Origin of the sequence: Dactylosporangium sp. NPDC006015, from assembly GCF_040614215.1 — a bacterium.
Taxonomy (GTDB): domain Bacteria; phylum Actinomycetota; class Actinomycetes; order Mycobacteriales; family Micromonosporaceae; genus Dactylosporangium; species Dactylosporangium maewongense.
In genome coordinates this window covers 319,142-341,821 of sequence record NZ_JBEXUD010000009.1, presented here as the reverse complement: position 1 = coordinate 341,821, position 22,680 = coordinate 319,142, and the positions used below count along the sequence as shown (strand labels likewise).

Sequence of the window (22,680 nt, the reverse complement as noted above, 5' to 3'; positions counted from 1 at the left end):
AGTGCCATCACCCGACCAAAGCGCGGCCGGGCGAACCTGTGATCCGTCACAGGTCACACGAACTGGAGACGACTACTGGTACTTGCGGGATGAATTGTCCCGGTTCGCCGCGCCCGGGGTGGCCTCCCAGTGGCGGCGCAGCACCTCCAGCTCGTGCCGCCGCTGCTCGGTCACGTCGCGCATCGTGATGACCAGGCCGCGGACGAGCCGGTCGTCGCGCAGGTCGCGGAAGCGGACCTCGACCAGCACCCGGGTCCCGTCGGGGCGGCGCAGGCTCCACGTGTCGCGGGTGCCGTCCCGCCCGCCGACGAGGGCCACCCCCAGCGTCGCGTCGACCTGCTCCCGGTCGTCGGGCGCCACGATCTCCCGCAGCGTCGCGAACGGCGTCGGCCGGATCCCCAGCAGTTCCGTCACCGACGGGCTCGTGTAGCGGATCCGCTCGTCGTCGTCGAGGACGATCACGACGTCGTTGGTGTGCTCGGCGACGGCCCGCAGGTAGTCGTCGCTGTCGCGCCGGCTCGCGGCCTCGGTGAGCGCGATCCGGGCGAGCGCGAGCGCGGCCTGGCCGGCGAGCACGGTCACCGCGTCCTGCACGGTCCGCAGGTCCCTGCGCTCGGCGGCGATGTACAGCACGGCCGCGTCGAGCGGGCAGATCAGCACGTCACCGAACTCGCCGAGCCGCTCCTGCCACAGCGGCGGCGTCGCGCCGACGGGCACGATCCGCGGCGCGGACAGCTCATTGAGCGGCAGCAGGTCGGTGAGGCTCGAGTCGACGACGATGATGTGCGGCGTGTCGGCCGGCAGCAGCTCCCGGACCGCGGTCCGCACCGCGACGGCGACCGCGCCCGCGTCGGTGACGCTGACCAGGACCGTGCCCGCGTGTCGCAGGGTCCGCTCGCGGCGCAGCCCTTCCGCGTGGTGCCGGACGGCGTCGTTGAGCCTGGTGACGAGGAGCGCGAGGGTGATGCCGGCGACCGCCGCGATCATCGGGCCGTCCTGCACGGTGCCGGTCAGTGCCTGCGCCAGCAGGACCAGCGGCGCGAACGCGACGGCGCCGAGCAGCCACGGCATGCCGAGCCCGCGGTCGGGGGTGTCCGCCGTCGTGGGGGCGGACGGGGGAGCGGTGAGCCGGGCCATCGACGGCAGCAGCGCCGCCGCGCCCCAGCACGCGTAGAGCGCGAGGTACGCGGCGTCGGCGGGCCCGCCGGGTGCCAGCCCGTCGCGGGACTGGGCGAGGCCGTACGCCACGTCACCGATGAGCATCCCGGCGGCGCCGGCGGTGAGCAGGATCGCGGAGGGGTTGCGCGGCGCCGCGCGGGTCAGCCGGACCGTCACGACCAGCACGACGACGTCGCCGAGCGTGTACGCCGCCTGGATCGACCACTCGGTCCCGGTCATCCCGTCGGCGGAGAGCCTGGGGCCGACGATGAACACCCAGCCGGCCAGCAGCGCGGCGCTGGCGAGGGCGAGCAGGTCGAGCAGGCCGGCCCGGCCGGCGAGCGTCGACGAGGCGCGGGTCAGCCCGATCAGCGCGGCCGCCACGAACGGGAACATCGCCAGGTAACACAGGTCGACGAGGGGCGGCGGGTCGGCGGCGGTGTCCGCGGCGAGCCCGAAGAGGGAGTCGCCGGCCGTCATCGCCGCGAGCGCGGCGGCGAGCGCCCACCACGGCCCGGGGCGCCGCGGCCGGTTCCGCCGTACCCCGAGCAGCACGGCTCCGGCGCCGCACAGGCCGATCCCGGCCCAGGCGACGGAGTCGAGCCCGGGCGCGATGAACAGCGTGCAGGCGAGCACCGCCATCAGCGCGCCATACGCCGCGGCGTTCAGGACCTGCCGTCTACCCATCGACATCCTTACCGTATGTAGCGTCCTCTATACCACACTGTGGCCGACCGGACCTAGGTCCCGGTGGTCGGCGAGCAGCTGCGGCGTCACCCACTCGCGCCGCCCGCGCGCCTCCTCGCCGGTGATGCCGCGGCTGGGCATCTCGGCGAGCAGCAGCACGGAGAACTGCATCCGGTACAGCATCAGCCGCAGTCGCTGCGACGGCGTGAACGTGTGCGGCGTGGCGCCGTAGTACCCGCGCAGAACCGGGTGTTCGGGCAGCTCCTCCATCCTCCGGCCGATCGCGGTGGACACGAAGTCGTACAGCGGGTCGCCCCAGAAGTACCGCTCCCCGTCGACGAGACCGGTGAGCCGGGAGGCGGGGCCGCCGGCCTCGCACAGCACGTTGCCGTCCCACAGGTCGAAGTGCACCAGTGCGGGCCGCTCGACCTCGGCGAGGACGCCGGCGTGCCGCTCGATCGTGGCGAGCACCTCGTCGGCCGGCACCGGCAGCGCCACCTCCCAGTCGGCGGCGTCGGCGAGCAGGTCGGCGGTCATCGCGGTGAACGCCGCCGCCCACGTGGCCCCGGACGCCCGGCCGTCGCCCTCGTAACCGAAGCGCGGGCCGGTCACCCCGTGCAGGTGCCGCAGCGCCACCCCGAGCTGCTCGCGCACGGCCTCGCCGGCGGTCTCGTCCGGCAGTTCGGTCAGCGGCCGGCCCGGCAGCAACCCGACGACCACCACGTCGTCGTCCGCGTGCAGCACCGGCGGCACCGGTACGTGCGCCGTGTTCGCCGCCACCGTCCGGTAGTACTGCGCCTCGGCCGCGATGACGCCGCGCTCGTACCGCAGCAGCGGCACCTCCGGCGGCGGCCCGACCTTCACCACCACGTCCCGCCCGTCGTCCAGCGTGGCCCGCCACACCGCGGCGAACGTCCCGCCGCTCAACGTTCCACAGTGGACGACATTCAGGCCGGCCCGCTGCCGCAGCAACGTGGTCACCTCGCCGGCGGTCAGGAGGCGCTGGGTGGGGCTGGGGGCGTGAGGCACCCCAACACTCTAGGCGAGCGGCGGGGGTCGTGATCAACACGCCGTCAACATAGGCGTTGATCATTGGATCTGTTAAATCCTGTATTGACAAGCATTGGGGGTGGTGTAAACGACCTTGCAGGCCATAGCGTGCACGAAACGCCTGACTCAATGGGGAGGCCAAGTGAGGAAAAGGCTAGCGAGTCTCGCCGTCGCCGGATTGGTGGGCGCGGCGCTGGTGGCGCTGCCGCAGAGTCCCGCCGCGGCGGCACCGTCCAAGGAGCTCAGCGACGGCATCAAGCGCCAGCTCGCCGCGGGGGTTCAGGTCGTGCCGAAGCAGCAGGCCACGCTGAAGGCCCCGGCCGGCGCCGTCAACCCCTACACCGCCCTGCTGAAGGATCCCGGCAAGGTCGACAAGTACTACTGGTCCGAGGTGGCCAAGCAGCAGGCGGCCGCACGGGCCAACCTGAAGAAGAACTCGCTGACGGCGGCGGCGACGTCGCCGTTGCTGCACGACGAGGCCGAGCCGCGCGGGACGTTCGGGTCCAACGACAGCCACGCCACGGCGGAGCTGGTCAAGGGCTTCGGCACCGCCAAGAAGCTGAACAACCGGGCCCGCGTGCTCGGGCAGCTGTCGCCGGAGACGGTCAGCCCGACCACGGTCTCCGCGCCGGCCGAGGACAACGGGGCCATCCCGATCGCGTCGGACCTGCTGCTCGGCTCCGGCCGCCGGGGCATCTCGACCAGCGGCGACATCGGCGACGGCCCGCACGGCAGCGCCGGCGACGACACCGGCGACTTCGACTTCATCAAGGTGACCGCGCTCGCCGGGCAGCAGCTGCTCGCCGGCACGGACACGCCGAGCGGGCCGCTGGACACCGTCATCGGCCTGTACGACGCGACCGGCGAGCTCGTCGGCACCGACGACGACGGCGGACCGGGGCTGGACAGCCTGCTGGACTTCACGTTCACCACGTCCGGCACCTACTACCTGCTCATCTCCGGATTCGGCACCGGCACGGTGTTCCCCGCCGACCCGTTCGACTCCGGCAGCGGGCTCGGGTCGGGCAGCGAGGGCCCGTACCTGCTCACCGCCACGCTCGCCTTCCCCGACCGCGACTTCTACGCCGTCGACCTGCTCGCCGGCGACGTCCTCGGCGGTTCGGTGACCGGCGTCGGCACCCGGCTGACCGTCCGCGACCCGTCCGGCCGGATCGTCTTCGGCTCCGAGCAGGACGCCAGCTTCATCTACGCGCCCAGCTCGCCGCTGCCCGGCGGCGGCAACGCGGTCGTATCGCAGGTCGCGGCGACCTCCGGCCGGTTCACCGTGGAGGTGGGCGGCAACGCCGGCCTGTACGACATCACCCTCGAGGCCTATCGCCCCGGCCCCGAGGCGCAGGACAACGGCACCGTCCAGACGCTCTTCCTGGACTTCGACGGCGCCCGGATCAACACCGCCATCTTCGGCGGCCCCGGGGTGCGCACCCTGTCGCCGCTCGCCGGGTTCCTCGGCAAGTGGGGGCTGAGCGCCGCCGACGAGAACAAGGTGATCAACGAGGTCATCGCGGCGGTGAAGGAGAACATCATCACCGACATGAAGGAGCGCGGCACCGACCCGCGCTTCGGGCTGAAGATCCTCAACAGCCGCGACAACCCGGATCCGTTCGGCCAGCCGAACGTGCACCGCATCGTCGTCGGCGGCACGATCGCCGAGTCGGGCATCGACACCATCGGCATCGCGCAGTTCATCGACCCGGGCAACTACGCCACCGAGGACAGCGCGATCGTCCTGCTCGACGTCCTCAGCGACCCGAGCGGCGCGGCCTCGCTCAACACGTACATCACCCCGGCCAGCAACAAGATCAAGTTCATCGGCCGGGCGCTGGGCAACGTCATCACCCACGAGGCGGGTCACCTCTACGGCAACTTCCACACCGACCCGCTGAACTCCACCCCCAACCTGATGGACGCCGGCGGCGCGTTCCCCGGCCTCTTCGGGGTCGGCCCGGACAACATCGGCGGCACCGCGGACGACTTCGACTACGACTTCGGCGACGACGAGTTCTTCCCGAACGAGGGTCTCGTCGGCGTCGAGGACACCCTGAACACCGCGGCCTGGGGCCTCACCAAGGGCAAGGCCAAGTGACGCGGTAGACAGCGCTGCGCAGGAAGATCCGCGTCCACGGTGGAGTTTCCCCATCGTGGACGCGGATCCGGGCATCGTGGTGATCGGCGCCGGCCAGGCGGGCCTGTCGGCCGCCTATCACCTGCGCCGGCTCGGCCTGGACCACGTCGTGCTCGACGCCGACGCCGCACCGGGCGGCGCCTGGCAGCACCGCGCACCGTCCCTCGACGCGTCCTCGCTGCACCGGATCTTCGACCTGCCGGGCCTGCCGTTCACCCCGCCGTCCTCGGGCTCCGCGGCTTCCGTCGTCGCCGCGTACTTCGCCGACTATGAGCGACATTTCGGACTCGACGTGCGGCGCCCGGTGCGGGTCCTCTCGGTGTCGCGCTCGTCCTCTTCGTCGGGTTTCGTCGTCGGTACGACTGGCGCCCCGCTCCACGCGCGAGCCATCGTCAACGCGACCGGCACCTGGACGCGCCCGTACATCCCCACCTATCCGGGCACCTTCGCCGGGCGGCAGCTGCACTACGCGGCGTACCGCGGCCCGGCCGAGTTCGCCGGCCTGCGGGTCATCGTCGTCGGCGGCGGCAACTCCGCGGTCCACGTCCTCTCCGAGCTGCCGGGCGTCGCCGCCTCGGTCCGCTGGGTGACCCGCCGCCCGCCCGTCTTCCACGACGGCGAGTTCACCGAGGACCACGGCCGCGCCGTGATCGCCTCGGTCACCGCCCGAGTCACGGCCGGCCTGCCACCCGCCAGCGTCGTGAGCGTGACCGGCCTCGGGTACACCACCCTCGTCCGCGCCGCCCTCGCGAAGGGCGCCCTGGACCGGCACCCGATGTTCGACCGCCTCGTCCCCACCGGCGCCATGTGGGGCACCACCTTCGAGCCCGCCGACGTCATCATCTGGGCCACCGGCTTCCGCGCCGCCCTCACCCACCTGGCCCCGCTCCACCTGCGAGAGCCGGGCGGCGGCATCCGCATGACCGGCACCGCCACCACCCGCGAACCCCTCGTCCACCTCATCGGCTACGGCCCCTCCGCCAGCACCGTCGGCGCGAACCGCGCCGGCCGCGCCGCCGCCCTCTCCCTCGCTGCTGTGCTTCCACCCCACCGCTTCGCGGCGGGTCCCGGCGGGGATTCTCACCCGCACCCCAATGCGCCGCAAGCGGCGCACAGCCGCGCGTGACGCGCTGGCTGGGACCGCGCGTGCGCGCCGCATCCGGTGGTCGCCACCCGCCGCTTCCTTGATGGTCCGCCGGCGATCTCGGCGCACCACGCCGCAGGCGCTCCCTCCACACCCTGCCCGTTCGCGGCCGGTGGGACTACCGCGACCGGGGTGGGGCGATGGAGGCGCGGGAGCGCAGGGGCATGTCGACGAGGTGGGTGCCGGGCTCGCGGTCCGGGTCCAGCAGGAGCTCGACGGCGCGGCGGCCGAGCTCGAAGTGGGGGAGGGCGACCGACGTCAGCTGCGGCCGCAGCCACGACGCCAGATCCGAGTCGTCGAAGGAGACCACCGACAGGTCCTCCGGGATGCGTAGCCCCGCGGAGGCGGCGGCCTGGTAGGCGCCCATGGCGAGCCGGTCGTTGAGGCAGATCAGCGCCGTCACGCGCGGGCCGCCGGCGAGGAAGGCGCGGACGGCGTCGTACGCGGGCTCCGGCCACCACGAGCACTCGACCGTCCCCGCCACGCGCAGGCCGGCGGCGGCCAGGGTCTCGTCGATGCCGGTGCGGCGGTTGCGGGCGGCGTACACATGAACGGCCGACTCGCCGACGATGTGGATGCCGCCCGTGTGACCGGCGGCCAGGAGCGCCGACGCGGCCGAGCGGCCCGCGGCGAGCTCGTCGGGGACGACACTGACGGCACGGCGGCCGCCGGTGACGCAGTTGACGAGGACGACGGGATGGCCGCGCAGGGCAGACGGGATGCGGATCTCGCGGGTGTACATCGCGGCGTAGAGAAATCCGTCGACGCCACGATCGAGCATGTCCTGGATGAGCCGCTGCTCGGTGGCGGGGTCGCCCTCGGTCTCGCCGATGAAGAGCAGGTGCTGGCGGGTCAGCGCGGTGGCGGTGCTGCCCCGGATGATCTCGCCGGCGAAGGCGTCGGTGGCGATCGTGTCCGACACGAGGCCGATGGTCTGCGTGACGCGGGTGCGCAGGCTGCGGGCGGTCAGGTTGGGCCGGTAGTCCAGCTCGCGGGCGGCGCGCAGCACGCGCTGCTCGGCGTCGGCGGAGATGCGCATGTCGCGGCGGCCGGTGAGCACGAACGAGGCGGTCGTGCGCGAGACGCCGGCGCGCCGCGCGACGTCCAGCAGCGTCACCCGACCGGCCGTCATCCGCCCCCATCCAAGACGAACCCCTTCCAGCACAGCGATGCCCGGGACCAGTCTGCCGCAAACGAGCGCACGGTCTGACCGGTGTCACCGTCCGGAGGGACGTCGACGCTGCTGAATACGTTCAGCATCCGCTCAGATGGCTTTGCTGCCGTTGCCCTTCAACGTGCGGCTGATCTTCTTCGGCAGCAGCACGAAGCAGTGCGCGCTGTGGTTGCCGGCGCCCCACTCCTGCGCGTTCACGGCGACCAGCGGGTACCAGTAGCGCGCCTTGGCGCTCGCGAGCGGGTTGATGGCGCCGCCGGTGAAGCTGCGGATCTGGTCGACGCACGCCGCGTCGAACGCCGCCTTCGACGCGTCCCGGCTGGCCGGGTACGTGCCGGACTTCGACGCGATGAGCCCCATGAACTCCGCGTCGTGGGGCGTGGTGCAGGCCACCGGCGTCAGGTCGCTCCAGCTGTCGATGCCGCCGACGAGAGCCATGCACCCGTACAGCCGCTCGCTGCCGGCCCGCAGGCTGCCCTGCAACGACGCGGTCCCCTCCTCGAAGTAGCCGTCGTGGCTCTTCAGCGCCGCCACGTCGCACCGGAAGAACCTCGCGCCGCCCCGCCACTGGGTGGTGGTCGGCGGGTACACGAGCAGCCGCGCCCTGCCGAGCTTCCAGGACCCGCCGAGGAACTTCGTGACCTCGGCCTCGCACGCGGCGTAGGTGTCGGCGATCTTGTCCAGCGTCGGCGGCGTCTCGGCGTCGGCCGTGGCCCCGGTGAAGTGCCCGACGTGCACGGTCTCGCCCATGTGCGAGCCGCTGCACGACGCCGCGACCGTGGCGATCGGCACCGTCACGATGTCGTCGACGGTCGGGGTCGAGGTGCTCCAGCAGTCACCGACCTTCGGTTCCGGCACCTTCGCCTCGGGGATCATGGCCCACCCGTTGACGAGGTCCTTGTCGACCCCGGCCGGCACACTGGCCGCACAACCCGTCACCGCCGCCAGCAGTACCACCGCGACAGCTACCATCCGTGATCGCACCACGTCAATGCCTCCCCGCGAACGTGCGCGGTGTGCAGTGTGTCAGCAGTCGATCGATCCCACAAGCGAGAAGAATTCGTGCCGCAGGGGAGGGAACCCGGCGGCGGCCGCGGACAGGTATCAGGTGTGACAGCTGAAATGCGGGTCCGGATCCGGGCTGGTGACGCCGACGCCTTCGGCGCGCTCTTCGACGAGCACGCCGACGCGGTCCACCGGCACGCCGTGTGGAGCGCCGGCGACCCGGCGCACGCCGAGGACGTGGTGTCGCTGACGTTCCTGGAGGCGTGGCGGATCCGCGGAACCCTGCACCCCGACGGCGGCAGCCTGCGCCCCTGGCTGCTCGGCATCGCGACCAACGTGCTGCGCAACCGCCGGCGCGCGGCCCGCCGGCACCGGGACGCGCTGCGCCGGCTCCCGCCGCGCGACACCGTCCCGGACTTCGCCGACGAGGTGATCGCCCGGATGCACGACGCCGACCAGCTGGCCGCCGCGGTGGCGGCCCTGCGGGCGCTGAGCCGGGCGGACCGGGAGGTGTTCCTGCTCTGCGTGTGGTCGGAGCTGGACTACGCGTCGGCGGCCGAGGCCCTCGGCGTCCCCGTCGGGACCGTGCGCTCCCGGCTGTCACGGGCCAGGACCCGGCTGCGGGCCCTGACACAGCAGCCGGACTCCGTCGAGCAGGGAGAGCACCGATGAACGACCCGACCACCCCCGCCGCCCCGCCCGTGCCCGTCCTGCCCGCGGCCCGCCGGCAGGCGCTGCGGCACCACCTGGTGAACGAGCTCCACCGGCCGGCCCGGCGCTCCCGGCGGACGCTGCTGCTCGTGCCGGCGGGCGTGCTCGCCGTCGCCCTCGCCGCCGGCGTGGTCGCCCATGCGCTGGCGCCGGTCAGCGCGCCGCTGGTCGTCACCGTCGCCCAGGGCGACCACGGCGCCGCGACGCTGCTGCTGCAGCGGATGGCCGCGGCGGCGACCGGCGAGCCGGGCCCCTCGCCCAGCGGCGGCGAGTACCTCTATGTCAAGAGCCGGGTCGCGTACTCGGACGTGGGCGACGGCCCGGCCCGCCTCCAGCCGGTGCACGAACGGGAGATCTGGATCCCGCTCTTCCACCGCGGCGACGGCCAGGTCCGCCAGCCGTTCTACATCGTGCCGCTCCTCGGCGCCATCCCGTCGACGCGGAAGCTGCCGGACATGACACCCAACGCGCAGGTCGTGGACCTGCCCGCCGACCCGGACGAGCTGCTGGCGAAGCTCTACCAACGGCACACCGGCCAGGGCTACGACCCGGACAGCGCGGTGTTCACCGCGATCGGCGACATCCTGCGCGAGTCCCTCGTCCCCCCACAGATCAGGGCCGCCCTGTACCGCGCCGCGGCGAAGATCCCGGACGTCGAGGTGGTCCGCGGCGTCACCGACGCGGCCGGCCGCCCAGGCATCGCGGTCGCCCACACCGACCAGAGCTGGCGCCATGAATGGATCTTCGACGAGCGCACGTACGACTACCTGGGCGAGCGCAGCTACCTCGTGCAGGACACCGTCGACGGCCCAGCCGGCACGGTCCTGGGCATGTCAGCAGTCACCCAGCGAGCCGTCGTCCCCGACCTCGGCGCCCGCCCGAAGCGCTAGCCCCGGCCCAGGACCGGCCGCAGCGCTTGGTGCCGTGTTCCCGAACGTCGGCCAGGGTTTTCTGTCGTACCCCTGTGCTTGAGTGTCGGTATGCCTCGACGCCGCGCCGCTCACGCTCCAGGGCTGCCCGCCGTCGTGGCTGCGCCTGGACCGCACCGGGCCCCATCCGGTGGAGCCGGCCGGCTCGGCGACACTGCTGTGAGGGCGACCGGTTGTGGGCGGGGGGTGACTGCTGAGGCCACGCATCACCACGTACGCGCTCGGCACGGGCCCGGTCTCCGGCCAGGTCGCCGACGGGCCGATCTCGGTGCCATCCCACCGCCGACGAGGGGCAGTGCGGCGGCGGCGATCATCGCGCGGCGGTCGTCGGGGGCCGCCGCCGGGACCGGCCCTGACGGGCGTGGGCTGCTCGTCTCCGGCCGCGCGGTCCACCCCGAGCATCGCATGCACCTGGCCGACACGAAGCACGGCCGCCGCGCGACCGCGCCCCGAAGCCGGTTGTGCGTGAGCCGCGGCGGTGGCTTCCCGGTGCTGGGGCTGTCCTGGCGTGACCCTCGCCTGCTTCCACCACACGGGACCGGCCTCTACTAGCGGTGACAGCCTGGGCGCCGGGCACTTGGGTGTGCGTGGGTCGCGGTGGTGGCTTCCCGGTGCGGGACTGGCCGGCGTGATCCCCGCAGGCTTGCGTCACATGGGACCTGGCCGCTGCCAGTGGCGACAGTCCGGGCGCTGAGCACGCGGTTGTGCGTGGGCCGCGGTGGTGGCGTCCCGGTGTTGGGCTGGCCGGCGTGGTCCCGCAGGCTTCCGCCGCATGGGACCTGGCCGCTGCCAGTGGCGACAGTCCGGGCGACGGGCACTTGGGTGTGCGTGGGTCGCGGTGGTGGCTTTCCGGTGCGGGACTGGCCGGCGTAGTCCCCGCAAGCTTCCCGCCACGCGGGACCCGGTCGCTGCCAGTGGCGACAGTCCGGGCGCTGAGCACGCGGTTGTGCGTGGGCCGCGGTGGTGGCGTCCCGGTGTTGGACTGGCCGACGTGATCCCCGCAGGCTTCCGTCACATGGGACCTGGCCGCTGCCAGTGGCGACAGTCCGGGCGCCGAGCACGGCAGCAGCAGACAGTTGGCCGGCTGAGGTCCGCCTCCCACTGGTCAGGTGGCCACGGGACCGGGCGATCCGTTGGCGTGCCTGTCGGCGTTGCGCCCCTGAAGGAGCACCGGCCGGACCCGCACGACTGTGGAGTCGACCTGAGCCTCCCAGTCGATGTTGCCGTCCGCGTCGGGGAGGGCGACGTCCCGGTCCTTCAGCATCGCCCAGCGCCGTCGGCGGTCCACCGCCGCAACCGTTGATGCGGCGCCGTACCGTTCCGGCAGGTCACGCCCCGGCGACCCGGTCCGCTTCACCCCGGCAGACCGCGTGGCGGTGATCCCGCCACCGGACGTAGCGGACGGGCTGAGCCGGTGACGGTGCCAGCGCAGCCCGCTCGGCACCCTCGCGTGCCACAGGCGGGAACGAGCCGACGCGATGATCCGTGAGGCGGAACCTAGACGCCGGTTGTGGCGGGGAGTTTGCCGGCGTTGACGGCGGCGACGAGGGCGGCGTGGTCGGCTTCGGTCTGGTCGGCGTAGGCGGCGGCGAAGGTGGCGAAGCCCTCGTCGAACTCGTCGCCGTCGGCGGTGTCGGGGGCGCCGCAGTAGCCGGACAGGGTGCGCGGGTCGATCGACTGGGCGTGGGCGCGGGCGAGGACGACGCCGCAGACGCGGGCGTAGTCGTCGAGCTGGCCGGCGCGCAGCGTCGTCGGGTCGATCGAGCCCTTCATGTCGCGGAACTGGCGCACCAGATAGGGCACGCCGTCGATGCTCGTCCAGCCGAGCAGCACGTCGCTGACGGTCTGCATCCAGCGCTGGCCGCGCACGACCCGCTCGCCGGCGTGCTGCTCGGGCACGGGCGTCAGGTAGGGGGCGAGGGCGGACGCGCGGGCCTGCTTGACCTGCAGCACGAGCGCCTCGTCGTGGTTGCCGTGCAGGAGCACCACATACGAGCGGAGGCCGACGCTGCCGAGACCGACGATGCGGTGGGCGACGTCGACGACTGCATAGCGCCCGAACAGGGTGCGGATCTCCTCCTCGAGCGTGGCGGCATAGCCCTCCAGGGACTCGATGACGCGGAACGAGTCGGTGGAGTCGAGCGGCACCAGGATCGGCGGGTCGGGGGTGAAGCGCCACGCGTCGTGGTCGAGGCGCTGGGTGAACTTCTGCGCGACGCGGCGGCTGGTGTTCTTCTTCGCCTTCTTGCGGACCCGGTCGAAGACGTCGGCGAGGTCGCCGATGCCGAAGTGCTCCAGCGTCGAGTGGTCGGTGGTCAGGTAGTACGCCTCCAGCAGCGACATGTCGGCGAGCTCGGCGAGGGCCGTGCGGTAACCGGTCGCGCAGTCGCGGGCGGCGTCGCGGCACTCGTCCTCCGGCAGGCCCGCCTCCCGGCCGGCGCTGACGATGCTGGCGGTGAGGCGCTTGAGATCCCAGTCCCAGGGCCCGACGACGGTCTCGTCGAAGTCGTTGACGTCCATCACGAGCCGCCGCTCCGGCGAGGCGAAGAAGCCGAAGTTGGCCGCGTGCGCGTCGCCGCAGATATACCCGTGGAGCCCGGTGTCGGCGCCGCCGGCGAGGTCGGCGGCCATGACGGCGGCGGAGCCGCGCAGGAACGCGAACGGGGAGCTGATCATGCGGCCGACGCGGATCGGCACCAGCTCGGCGACGCGCTCAGCGTTGGAGGCGGCGATCACGGCGACCGGATCGCGGCCGGCCGCCGTGCGGGGCTCGGTCAGCGACTTGGCGGGGGTGCTGGTGCGACGCTGGACGCCCTCGGCACGCAGTGCTTCGGGGGCCGCCCATCCGGTGGAGCCGATCATGCCCTTACGGTAACGGCCCGCAGGTGACACGGCGGTGTCAGATTCATGGCTCCAGCAGGTGCTCCTCCAGCGCCGTGAGGTGCGTCTCCGGCAGCCCCATCTCCAGCAGGTACCCGCGGACGGAGCCGTGCCGGCCGTGCACGTCGCGCAGGAACAGCCGCATCGCCTCGGCGGGCGCGGCCAGGTACCGCTCCGGCATCTTCGCGATCTCCGGGTTGATCCGGCGCAGGTACGCCATGGCGGGGCCGGTCGCCCCGGCGGTGAGCGCGTAGTCCTCGGCGATGTCGTCCTCGGCGACGCCGAGCGCCCCGAGGGTCAGCGCGGACACGACGCCGGTGCGGTCCTTGCCGGCGGTGCAGTGCACGACGACCGGCGCGTTGTCGGCCTCCGCGATCACGGCGACCGCGGCGACCATAGCGGCGGCGCCGGTGTAGGCGATGTCGAGATACCGGTTGGCCAGCCAGCGGGCGTCGCTGGGCTCGTCGTGGTCGGGCGCGTCCTCCCACTCGGCGTGCTCCGGGTGCAGGTGGTGGTAGGCGAGGCCGGGGAACTCGGGCACCCGCCCGTCGCGGGCGATCTCCCGCGGGCGGCGCAGGTCGATGACGGTGCGCACCCCGACCGCGGCGAACGACGCGGCGTCGGCGGGGTCGATCCGGCTGAGCGAGTCCGATCGGAAGAGCCGCCGCCAGCGCACCGGCCGGCCGCCGGTGCCGGTGTAGCCGCCGAGGTCGCGGAAGTTGAACAGGTTGGGGTGGTCGTAGCTGCGCACGCTGCGACCTTATCGGGTGCGCCGGTAGGCTTAGGTTCTGTGGATCCGGCCAGGTCGAAGCGTGCGTCGGTCACCGAGCCGCTCGGCGTGCTGCTGGCCAGCGTGCCGAAGAGCCGCCCGAGCTGGCTGACCGTCGTCAAGACGACCGTCGCGGCGACCACGGCCTGGGTCCTCGCCCGCCAGCTCGGTGACAACGTCGCGGTGCTCTTCGCCCCGATCGTCGCGATCCTGACGCTCCAGGCCAGTGTGTATGGCTCGATCGCCACCGGCGTGCAGCTGCTCTTCGCCAACCTGGTCGGCACGGCCGTCGCGATCGGGTGGGTGAAGTTCCTCGGCCTCAGCTGGTGGTCGCTCGCCCTCGCCGCGTTCGGCGCCCTGGCCCTGGCCCGGCGGGTCACCAACACCCCGCTCGCGCGCAACCAGCTCACCATCGCCGTGCTGGCGGTGATCATGCTGGCGCCGGTCGCCAAGGGGTACGGGCAGTGGCGCTTCATCGACGTCGCCATCGGCAGCGTGGTCGGGCTGGTCGTCGCCGTGGTCGTGCCGGAGCGGCCGCGCATGCGGCAGGCCTGCGAGGCCATCTCCGTCTGGGCGGCGGGGTGCGTGTCGGTGCTGCGGGACATCGCCGACGAGCTCGACCGTCGCGACGGGACCCCGCCCCTGGACACCCGGGACGGGCACGACTGGATCCCGGCGTCGCGGGGGCTGACCGACCTGAGCACCGCCGCCGCGGCCGAGGTCGCCGCGGTCGAGGAGACGGCCCGGCTCAACGTCGCCGCCGTCCGGCTCGGGGAGCGGGTCGTCGCCCTGCACGAGGAGCAGGTGTTCCTGGTCCGGATCAGCCTGCAGATCAGGTCGGTGTCGCTGGCCGTCGACCGGCTCTACGACCGGGCCGGGCAGCCGCCGGCCCTGGACCGGCAGACCCTCGCCGCGTTGCTGCGGTCGATCGCGGCGCTGCTCGAGGAGCTCCTCGACGGCAAGGAGACCGACGACACGCTGCTGCGGGAGGCGCTGACCGGCGCCGTGGAGCGCACCCACCAGGTCTTCCCGAGCGCGGTCGTGGTCCTCGACTCCGTCAGCCTGCTCGGCCGGCTCGACCAGCTGCGCCAGGACATCGGCGGCGAGGACGCGACCGCCCTCATCGACCCGGACACCCTGCCGCGATCGTGACTCTCCGTCCGGCACCAGGCATGATAGGGCAGGCTTACCTGGGTCTGGCCGCTGAAAGGTGTGGACGGTGCACAACGGGGACGAGTCACTCGCCACCCTGCTCGGTGGGCGGCGAGCGGCGCTCGACAGCGTCGTCCCTGTCGCCGGGTTCGTGGCGGGCTGGCTCGCGGGCGGCCGGTCGATCGCCCTGGGGGCCGGGATCGCGGTCCTCGCCGGCGCGGCCGTCGCCGTCTGGCGGCTGCGGCAGGGGCGCCCGCCCGCGGCGACCGTCGTCAGCCTGCTGCTGGTCTGCCTGGGCGCGATCGTGGCGCTGCGCACCGGCCGGGCCGAGGACTTCTTCCTGGTCAGGCTGCTGACGAACGCGGCGAGCGCCCTGGCGTGGGCCGGCAGCATCCTGGTCCGGTGGCCGTTCCTGGGCCTGATCGTCGGCACCGTCCTGGGGCAGAAGGCCAGGTGGCGGCGCGACCCGGCGCTGCTGCGGGCGTACCAGGCGGCGAGCTGGGTGTGGGTCTGCCAGTACCTGGTGCGGCTGCTGATCTTCGTGCCGCTGTGGTGGACCGGTCACGTGGTGTGGCTGGCCACCGCGCAGGTGGTGCTGACCTGGCCCCTGGTCGCGGCGTGCCTGGCCGTGAGCTGGTGGGTGCTGCGTCGCAGCCTGCCGCCGGGCCATCCCGGCCTGCGCCATCCGCAGGCGGCGCCGACCGGTACCGACGCCGGCGCCACCCACCAGTGACGCCGGTGCCGCGGCGCCTCACCAGGCCCCCGGCGCGCGGCCTCTGTCAGGGTGCCTTGAGGGCGATGACGGCCTCGTCGACGGTGTCGGTGAGGGTGAAGACGCGGTCGAGCGCGGTCAGGTCGAAGATCCGGCGGATGCGGGCATGCGGGCAGACCACCGCGAATCCACCCGATTCGGTGTCCCGCAACCGCTTGTGTACTGACACCAGGACCCGCAATGCTGTGGAGTCGATGAACTCCACCTCCGACAGGTCCAGCACGAGCAGCGTCGCTCCCTCGTCCAGGCAGCGGTGCACCCACGTGTGCAGCGCGGGCGACGTGGCGACGTCGAGCGCCCCGGTCGGGGTGACCACGACACAGCCGTCGACGGTCGCGGTCGCGAAGGCATCGGTCATGTCCGCTCCCACGGCCCTGTTCGGTGCGGCAGTCGGTCCCTCAACGGTGATCCCCCTCGATGCGCGGATGGTGCTCGTCCCCGAAGGGGCGGCCCGCGCTCGCGACGCGTTACACCCTTTCGGCGACGCCGGTGCGTGACGCCGACCTTGCCGCGCCGTTACGGGCGGCGGCCAGCGGTGACGAGACCGGTTTCGCCGTGCTGTGGCGCGCCCTGCAGCCGGCGGTCCTACGGTACCTGCACGCGGTGTGCGGCGACGCGGCGGAGGACGTGGCGTCGGAGACGTGGCTCCAGGTCGTCAGGGACCTGCCGCGCTTCGCGGGGGACCCGACCGCGTTCCGGGTCTGGCTGTTTCGCATCGCCCGGCACCGCGCCATCGACGACGGCCGCCGGGTCTGGCGCCGCCGGGAGGAGAGCCGCGACCACGTCGAGTCCGGCCGCCCCGCCCCGGACGCGGCCGCCGAGGTCATCGAGCACGCCGGCACCGAGTGGGCGCTGCGGCTCATCGGCGAGCTGCCCCAGGACCAGGCCGAGGCGGTCCTGCTCCGCGTCGTCGCCGGCCTCGACGTCGCCGGCACCGCCGAGGTCCTCGGCAAACGCCCCGGCGCCGTCCGCGTCGCCGCCATGCGCGGCCTGCGCCGCCTCGCCGCGCACCCCCAGGTCAGCGCCCGCCGCGTCCCCGCCGGCACCACCGGCGCGGGCGCCGGCGCCGACCTTCCCCACGCCCACCTGGAAGGTGCCTGATGCTGGGCTGGTGGCGCCGGCGGGCGCGGTTGAAGGCGGAGTCGCAGCGGCTCCTCGAGCGCATGACCGGCGAGCCCGGCGGCCGCGGCGGCGCCCACGGGCGTCGCGAGATCGGCGACCACAGCGAGACCGGCGGCCACGGCAAGGCCGGCGGCCACGGTGACGCCCACGGACAAAGCGGACCGGGCCGGACGGGCGACCTCGGGGACTCGCCGCTGGCGGGGCTGCTCCGGGCGGCGGCCGGTCCGGCGCGGCCCGGGGAGCTGGCGGGGGAGCAGGCCGCAGTGGACGCGTTCCGGCGGGAGTTCGCCGCCGGCGGCGCCGGTGCGCCGGTGGCGTCGCGGCGGGCCAGGCCGCCCAGGCGGCGGGTCGCGGTGCTCGCGGCGGCGCTGACGGCCGGCGTGCTCGCCGGGGTCGGGGTCGCCGCCGGTGCCGGCAGGCTGCCCGCGCCGCTGCAAAGCGCCGCGCACGACTGGATCGACCAGGTCCCCGACCACGACCCGGCGCCCGCGCCCGCGGCACCGACCCGGACCGTGCGGACCGTGTCGCCGACCACGCCCGCCGCGCAGCAGTCCAGCGAGCCGGCGGTGACCCCGAGCCCGGCGGCCCCGACCGCCACGGCCGGCAAGGACATGCGGAAGCTCTGCAGCGAGTGGCAGAAGGTCCGCGACGATCCGCACCGCAAGCCGATGGACCCCGAGGACCTGAACGTGCTGACCGCCGCCGCGGGCGGTGCGGACCGGATCGAGGCGTTCTGCGGCCTGTCGCCGGCGCCGACCGGTACCAAATCGAAAAACAGCCGGTCGTCCAAGAACGCGTGACGTGATCGCGTGACCGGCGTTGAGCACCACGACGACGGACGATCGCGACGGGAGTGGACGCCATGGACGGGACCACGGAACAGCTGAGCATGACCGCCGCCGAACTGTCGTTCCTGCTGGCCAGCGGTGGCCAGCCGGGCGAGGCGCCCCGGCTGCTGGGCCTGACCGACGCCGACCGGGCCGACGCGGTCCTCAGCGCCGGGCTCGGGTCGCTGCTGCTGCGCCACCTGGCCGCGCCCGTCGACGGGCAGAAGCTGGAGATGGCGCCGGCGGTCGCCGCGGTCGCCGCCGGGCTGCACCGGCCGCGCGCGTTCGTGCAGGTCGGTCTGACCGCGGAGGACCACGCCGACGGGGCGCTGCTGTTCGAGGCGGAGATGACCCGGTTCCTGGTCGCCGCCCGCGCGTACCGCTGCTACGACATCACCCCGATCGGCGCCGACGTCGACGTCCGCGAGCCGCTGCTGGGGATCGCGGACCGGTTCCTGCACCGGCACCGGCCCGCCGTCGCCACGTTCAACACCTCGACCGTGCAGGACGTCGCCCGCGGCAACGCCCCGGCCCGGGCGACCCTCGCGTCGGCGACCGACGGCACGTGGCGCTTCGTCGGCAGCGACGGCACCGACGAGACCGCCACCGTGGTGGACAGCTTCGACGAGGCCGCCGCCCTCATGCGCGACGAGCTGGCCAAGATGCTGCCGGTGTTCCAGCCCCAGCCCCAGACCTGACGGCCGGCGTCGGTCCCAGCCGTACTCAGTCCCAGCCGTAGGAGGAGCGCAGCCGCTCGGCGACCCGGTCGAAGCGCTCCCGGTCGAGGATGGCGCCCTCACGACGGATGCCGTGCTCCTCGACGGTCAGGACCCGGTCGAGGCGGACCCAGCTGGGTCGCTGGTCGCGGTCCCACGAGCCGGGCCCGAGGGCGAACCAGTTGCGCTGGCCGTCGCGCTCGCTCTGGCTGGACAGCATCAGCCCGACGAGCTCCGTGCCCTTGCGCCCGACGACGAGGACCGGCCGGTCCTTGCCCTGGTTGGGGTCGTCCTCGTACTCCACCCACGTCCACACGACCTCGCCGGGATCGGCGGCGCCGTCGAGCTGCGGGGCGTACTGCAGCAGCTTGTCGCTGACGTGCTTCGGCGGCGGTCCCGGCTTGTGCAGCGTCGCCCTGCCGGCCGGCGCCGAGCGGGGTGGCGTGGGCACCGGCTGCGTGGGCGCGGGGGCGGACGGCCGGCCGCCGAGCCGGGTAGCCAGGTTGCGAAGAAGTCGTTTCACGCGGACGACCATAGTCCCGATCGTCTGGACGGCGCTTGCCAGCGCACTGGACACTGTCGTTCATGTACGACTTCGATGTCCTCGTGCTCGGTTCCGGCCCCGGCGGGCAGAAGGCGGCCATCGCGGCCGCGAAGCTCGACCGGCGGGTCGCCGTCGTCGAGCGGCGCCACATGATCGGTGGTGTCTGCATCAACACGGGCACCATCCCGAGCAAGACCCTGCGCGAGGCGGTGCTCTACCTGACCGGCCTGAGCCAGCGGGAGATGTACGGGCAGAGCTACCGCGTCAAGGACGACATCACCGTCGGCGACCTGGGCGCGCGTACGCAGCACGTGATCGGCCGGGAGATCGAGGTCATCCGCAGCCAGCTGGCCCGCAACCGGGTGAAGCTGCTGCAGGGCACCGGCGTCTTCGTCGACCCGCACACGCTGTCGATCACCGACGAACAGGGGCACTCGTCGCTGGTGTCCGCCGAGAAGATCATTCTCGCCGCGGGCACCCGGCCGGCCCGCCCCGACAGTGTCGAGTTCGACGACACGACGATCATCGACTCCGACGGCATCCTCAACATCGACAAGATCCCCGCGTCGATGGTCGTCGTCGGCGCCGGGGTCATCGGCATCGAGTACGCGTCCATGTTCGCCGCCCTCGGCACCAAGGTCACCGTCGTCGAGCGGCGCGACCGCATGCTCGACTTCTGCGACCTGGAGATCATCGAGGCGCTCAAGTACCACCTGCGGGACCTGTCGGTGTCGTTCCGCTTCCGCGAGTCCGTCGCCGCCGTCGAGCGGCACGGCCGCACCGCCGTCGCGGTCCTCGCCAGCGGCAAGCGGATCGCCGCCGACGCCGTCATGTACTCCGCGGGCCGGCAGGGCGCCGCCGACCAGATCGGCCTGGAGAAGGCGGGCCTGGAGGCCGACAAGCGCGGCCGGATCACCGTCGACGAGCACTTCCGCACCGAGGTGCCGCACATCTACGCCGTCGGCGACATCATCGGCTTCCCGGCCCTCGCCTCGACCTCGATGGAGCAGGGCCGCCTCGCCGCCCACCACGCGTGCGACGAGCCGGTGCGCGGCATGCAGCTGCTCCAGCCGATCGGCATCTACACGATTCCCGAGATCAGTTTCGTCGGGCGTACCGAGGACGACCTCACCGACAACAACATCCCGTTCGAGGTCGGCATCTCCCGCTACCGTGAGCTCGCCCGCGGGCAGATCATCGGCGACTCGTACGGCATGCTGAAGCTCATCGTCTCGCCGGAGGACCGCAGCATCCTCGGCGTGCACGTCTTCGGCACCGGGGCCACCGAGCTCGTCCACATCGGCCAGACCGTCATGGGCTGCGGCGGCACCGTCGACTACCTCGTCGACGCCGTCTTCAACTACCCGACGCTCGCCGAGTCGTACAAGGTGGCCGCCCTCGACGCGATGAACAAGATGCGCTCGGTGTCGCGCCTGACGGCGTGACGATGTGACGGGCACCACACCGCAGAACTCCAACCTCGGGCACGGCCGATGAAGTTACAGGGAGGCGGACGACGACACGGGGGAAGGCGCGCATGCTGCGACACGTGAGACTGGTGCTGGTGGCGGTGCTCCTGGCTGCCTCGGCCGGTTGTACGGGTGACAAGCCGGCCGAGGATCCGTTCGCCGCGTTCGTCGCCGGGTGGCAGCGGGCCGACCTCACGGGCGTCGAGCTGCGCACGCCGGCCGGGCAGCCCCTGGCCGCCGACGCCGCCAAGCAGCTGCTGGCGGGCACCGAGGGCGACCTCGCGGCCCGCCGGCCCGCGCTGACGAGGAGCGGCGCGGCGACCGTGCGCAAAGACGACGCCAGCACCAGGCTCGGCGTCGACTGGACGCTGCCCGACGGCCGGCACTGGGCGTATGAGACGACCGTCGACGCCCGCCGGATCGACGGCCGGTGGGCGGTCTATCTCGGCCCGTCCGTCGTGCACCCCGACCTGCCCGACGGCCGGCGGCTGACGCTGCGCTCCACCCCGGCGAACCGCGGGGTCGTCCTCGCCGCCGACGGCACGCCGATCGTGTCGGAGATCCCCGTCGTGTATGTCGGGGTCGAGCCGCGGCTGGTCCGCGACGTCAACGCCCTCGTCCAGCGGCTCGACCTGGTGTTCCGGTCCGTGCGGGTCGACGTCGACACCTCGGCGCTGCCGGGGCGGCTCGCGGCCGCGAAGCCCGACGCGTTCGTCGACCTCGTCACGTTGCGCCAGACCGACTACGCCGAGATCGAGCGGGACCTCGCCGCCACCGACGGGATCGCCACGCGGGCGGGCACCCTGTCCCTGCCGCTGACCCGCACGTTCGGGCGGGCGCTGCTGGGCACCTCCGGCCCGGCGACGAAGGAGCTGATCGACGCCGGCGGCGGCGTGCTGAAGGCCGGCGACATCACCGGGCTCACGGGCCTGCAACGCCGCTACGACACGGCGCTGCGCGGCACGCCCCGGGTCGAGATCGTGGCGGCCGACCCGCAAGGGGCGAAGGCGGCCGACAAGGTCCTCTACACCGCGTCCGCCGTCGACGGAGCCCGGGTGCGCACGACGATCGAGGTGAAGACGCAGCAGGCGGCGGAGGCCGCCCTCGCGGCGACCACGAAGCGTTCCGCGCTGGTCGCGGTCCGGGTCGCCGACGGCGCGGTGCTCGCCGTCGCCAACGGCCCAGACGCCGCCGGCTACAACCTCGCCTTCCAGGCCGAGCTGCCCAGCCCACCGCTCGGCGTCGACGGCGCCGCGGCCGGTTTCGGCGCTTTGTGGAAGCTCGGCGCCGACATGTACACCGGCAAGGCCACCGCGGCCGGCGTCGTCGGCTCGCCCCTCGTCTACGCGGGCGCCGCCGCGGCGGCCTCCCGGGGCCAGTGGCGCCAGCCGGTCCTGCTCACCGAGCCGTCACCCGGCCCACCCGCCGCCGACGGCCCACCGGTCACCGGCACGCTGACCGTCCCGACCATGTCCGTCGGCGTCCGCGGCGGCGTCGCGTACTGCGTCTACGTCGAAGGCGCCGGCCAGGACGTCACCGGCCCGATCGCCGAGGCCTTCCTGAAGACCCTGAGCGCCTGAGAACCTCGCCGCACGCCGTTCGGTCGACGCGGCTCAGGCACGACCCGGTTCAGCGGGCGGGTCGGGCTACCAGGCGCTGTTCGCGGACGGGGGTGCCGTTGTGCCCGCTGTACGGCGTCGACGTGGCTGGACTGTTCTCGCGGGTGCCCACGGCCGGCGTCGCTGTGTGTGTCGTTCCCGGTCGGCGGCTTCGCCCTGGTCGGCGGGGGCGAGCGTCGCTGTCTGCCGGTGCGCGGTGGCGTCGCGTGCTGCGTCTACGTCGAGGGCGCCGGCCAGGACGTCACGGGCCCGGTCGCCGGGGCCTTCCTGAAGACCCTGAGCGCCTGAGGGACGCGCCGCACGCGGTTCGGTTGGCGAGGCACGGCCCGCCCCGGCGGTCAGCCGGGAGGGTCGGGCCGCGGGCTCTGCCGACGGATGCGGTGCCGTTGTGTCCGCTGTACGTGCGTCGACGCGGCCGGGCCGGTCGCGCGGGTGCCTGCGGTCAGCGCTGCCGTGCTGCCCTTCCCGGTCGGCGGCTACGCCCTGGTCTGCGGTGCGAGCATCGCCGTCTGCCGGTGCGCGGTGGCGTCGCGTGCTGCGTCTACGTCGAATGCGCCGGCCAGGACGTCACCGGCCCCGTCGCCGAGGCCTATTGAAGCCCCTGAGCGCCTGAGGGACGCGCCGCACGCGGTTCGGTTGGCCAGGCGCGGGCACGACCTGGCCCGCCGGGCGGGTCGTGCCGTGGGCGCTGCTGGCGGACGCGGTGCCGCTGAGCGTGCGCCGAAGCGGGCTGGGCCGGTCGCGCGGGTGCCTGCGGCTGGCGCTGCTGTCTGTCGTTCCCGGTCGGCGGTTATGCCCTGGTCGGCCGG

Annotated in this window: 21 protein-coding genes; 12 read left to right on the top strand and 9 right to left on the bottom strand. The window is 73.4% G+C overall.

Annotated elements, in window-relative coordinates; genetic code table 11:
- Positions 1–72: 72 nt before the first annotated feature.
- Both ABZ321_RS19105 and ABZ321_RS19100 read right to left on the bottom strand, forming a co-directional pair.
- Positions 73–1,845: a PAS domain S-box protein gene (locus tag ABZ321_RS19105; protein WP_354892790.1), complete on the bottom strand. Its 1,773-nt coding sequence runs from the start codon at positions 1,843–1,845 to the stop codon at positions 73–75.
- A 27-nt stretch (positions 1,846–1,872) separates the two neighbouring features.
- Positions 1,873–2,874, bottom strand: coding sequence for an aminoglycoside phosphotransferase family protein (locus ABZ321_RS19100; protein ID WP_354892787.1), 1,002 nt, complete (start codon positions 2,872–2,874; stop codon positions 1,873–1,875).
- 163 nt (positions 2,875–3,037) lie between these two features.
- Here ABZ321_RS19100 and ABZ321_RS19095 point away from each other — a divergent pair, with 163 nt between their 5' ends.
- On the top strand, positions 3,038–4,999 hold the full coding sequence (locus ABZ321_RS19095) for a hypothetical protein (protein ID WP_344502312.1): 1,962 nt from the start codon (positions 3,038–3,040) through the stop codon (positions 4,997–4,999).
- Positions 5,000–5,054: 55 nt separating this feature from the next.
- Positions 5,055–6,164, top strand: coding sequence for an FAD-dependent oxidoreductase (locus ABZ321_RS19090; protein WP_354892784.1), 1,110 nt, complete (start codon positions 5,055–5,057; stop codon positions 6,162–6,164).
- A gap of 136 nt (positions 6,165–6,300) precedes the next feature.
- On the opposite strand, the gene ABZ321_RS19085 is transcribed toward ABZ321_RS19090, so the two are convergent.
- On the bottom strand, positions 6,301–7,314 hold the full coding sequence (locus ABZ321_RS19085; protein WP_354892781.1) for a LacI family DNA-binding transcriptional regulator: 1,014 nt from the start codon (positions 7,312–7,314) through the stop codon (positions 6,301–6,303).
- A 132-nt stretch (positions 7,315–7,446) separates the two neighbouring features.
- Positions 7,447–8,328, bottom strand: coding sequence for a septum formation family protein (locus tag ABZ321_RS19080; RefSeq protein ID WP_354892778.1), 882 nt, complete (start codon positions 8,326–8,328; stop codon positions 7,447–7,449).
- 138 nt (positions 8,329–8,466) lie between these two features.
- On the opposite strand from ABZ321_RS19080, the gene ABZ321_RS19075 reads away from it, so the two are divergent.
- On the top strand, positions 8,467–9,033 hold the full coding sequence (locus ABZ321_RS19075) for an RNA polymerase sigma factor (protein WP_344502317.1): 567 nt from the start codon (positions 8,467–8,469) through the stop codon (positions 9,031–9,033).
- Complete coding sequence (locus tag ABZ321_RS19070) at positions 9,030–9,962, top strand: CU044_5270 family protein (RefSeq protein ID WP_344502318.1); 933 nt, start codon at positions 9,030–9,032, stop codon at positions 9,960–9,962. The genes ABZ321_RS19075 and ABZ321_RS19070 overlap by 4 nt, the downstream gene beginning before the upstream one ends.
- 1,144 nt (positions 9,963–11,106) lie before the next feature.
- On the opposite strand, the gene ABZ321_RS19065 is transcribed toward ABZ321_RS19070, so the two are convergent.
- From ABZ321_RS19065 to ABZ321_RS19055, 3 genes are all read right to left on the bottom strand, one after another.
- Positions 11,107–11,289 carry a hypothetical protein gene (locus ABZ321_RS19065; protein WP_354892774.1) on the bottom strand — a complete coding sequence of 61 codons (183 nt, stop codon included), beginning with the start codon at positions 11,287–11,289 and terminating at the stop codon, positions 11,107–11,109.
- A 209-nt stretch (positions 11,290–11,498) separates the two neighbouring features.
- On the bottom strand, positions 11,499–12,863 hold the full coding sequence (locus ABZ321_RS19060; RefSeq protein WP_354892771.1) for a DUF2252 domain-containing protein: 1,365 nt from the start codon (positions 12,861–12,863) through the stop codon (positions 11,499–11,501).
- A 43-nt stretch (positions 12,864–12,906) separates the two neighbouring features.
- Positions 12,907–13,632 (bottom strand): tyrosine-protein phosphatase, encoded by a 726-nt coding sequence (locus tag ABZ321_RS19055; RefSeq protein WP_354892768.1) that lies wholly within the window; start codon positions 13,630–13,632, stop codon positions 12,907–12,909.
- 39 nt (positions 13,633–13,671) lie between these two features.
- Here ABZ321_RS19055 and ABZ321_RS19050 point away from each other — a divergent pair, with 39 nt between their 5' ends.
- Both ABZ321_RS19050 and ABZ321_RS19045 read left to right on the top strand, forming a co-directional pair.
- The gene (locus tag ABZ321_RS19050; protein ID WP_344502322.1) at positions 13,672–14,802 is read left to right on the top strand and encodes an aromatic acid exporter family protein; all 1,131 of its coding nucleotides are present in this window, start codon (positions 13,672–13,674) and stop codon (positions 14,800–14,802) included.
- Between the two features lie 67 nt (positions 14,803–14,869).
- A complete protein-coding gene (locus tag ABZ321_RS19045; protein ID WP_344502323.1) occupies positions 14,870–15,535 on the top strand; it encodes a DUF3159 domain-containing protein in 666 nt (221 codons plus the stop codon).
- A 46-nt stretch (positions 15,536–15,581) separates the two neighbouring features.
- Here ABZ321_RS19045 and ABZ321_RS19040 read toward each other — a convergent pair whose 3' ends face one another.
- Positions 15,582–15,932: an STAS domain-containing protein gene (locus ABZ321_RS19040; protein WP_344502324.1), complete on the bottom strand. Its 351-nt coding sequence runs from the start codon at positions 15,930–15,932 to the stop codon at positions 15,582–15,584.
- Positions 15,933–16,063: 131 nt separating this feature from the next.
- Here ABZ321_RS19040 and ABZ321_RS19035 point away from each other — a divergent pair, with 131 nt between their 5' ends.
- The 3 genes from ABZ321_RS19035 to ABZ321_RS19025 all read left to right on the top strand — a co-directional run bounded on the left by ABZ321_RS19035 (position 16,064) and on the right by ABZ321_RS19025 (position 18,221).
- The gene (locus ABZ321_RS19035) at positions 16,064–16,675 is read left to right on the top strand and encodes an RNA polymerase sigma factor (protein ID WP_344502325.1); all 612 of its coding nucleotides are present in this window, start codon (positions 16,064–16,066) and stop codon (positions 16,673–16,675) included.
- Complete coding sequence (locus tag ABZ321_RS19030; protein ID WP_354892764.1) at positions 16,675–17,496, top strand: hypothetical protein; 822 nt, start codon at positions 16,675–16,677, stop codon at positions 17,494–17,496. Before ABZ321_RS19035 ends, ABZ321_RS19030 begins: the two co-directional genes overlap by 1 nt.
- Before the next feature lie 62 nt (positions 17,497–17,558).
- The gene (locus ABZ321_RS19025; RefSeq protein WP_354892761.1) at positions 17,559–18,221 is read left to right on the top strand and encodes a hypothetical protein; all 663 of its coding nucleotides are present in this window, start codon (positions 17,559–17,561) and stop codon (positions 18,219–18,221) included.
- 25 nt (positions 18,222–18,246) lie between these two features.
- Here ABZ321_RS19025 and ABZ321_RS19020 read toward each other — a convergent pair whose 3' ends face one another.
- The gene (locus tag ABZ321_RS19020) at positions 18,247–18,762 is read right to left on the bottom strand and encodes a type II toxin-antitoxin system PemK/MazF family toxin (protein ID WP_344502328.1); all 516 of its coding nucleotides are present in this window, start codon (positions 18,760–18,762) and stop codon (positions 18,247–18,249) included.
- A gap of 62 nt (positions 18,763–18,824) precedes the next feature.
- Between ABZ321_RS19020 and sthA the strand changes: the two genes are divergently transcribed.
- From sthA to ABZ321_RS19005, 3 genes are all read left to right on the top strand, one after another.
- The gene (sthA, locus tag ABZ321_RS19015; protein ID WP_344502329.1) at positions 18,825–20,228 is read left to right on the top strand and encodes a Si-specific NAD(P)(+) transhydrogenase; all 1,404 of its coding nucleotides are present in this window, start codon (positions 18,825–18,827) and stop codon (positions 20,226–20,228) included.
- 104 nt (positions 20,229–20,332) lie between these two features.
- A complete protein-coding gene (locus tag ABZ321_RS19010) occupies positions 20,333–21,832 on the top strand; it encodes an NTF2-like N-terminal transpeptidase domain-containing protein (RefSeq protein WP_354892757.1) in 1,500 nt (499 codons plus the stop codon).
- Between the two features lie 168 nt (positions 21,833–22,000).
- On the top strand, positions 22,001–22,159 hold the full coding sequence (locus ABZ321_RS19005; protein ID WP_354892754.1) for a hypothetical protein: 159 nt from the start codon (positions 22,001–22,003) through the stop codon (positions 22,157–22,159).
- The last annotated feature ends 521 nt before the right edge of the window (positions 22,160–22,680 follow it).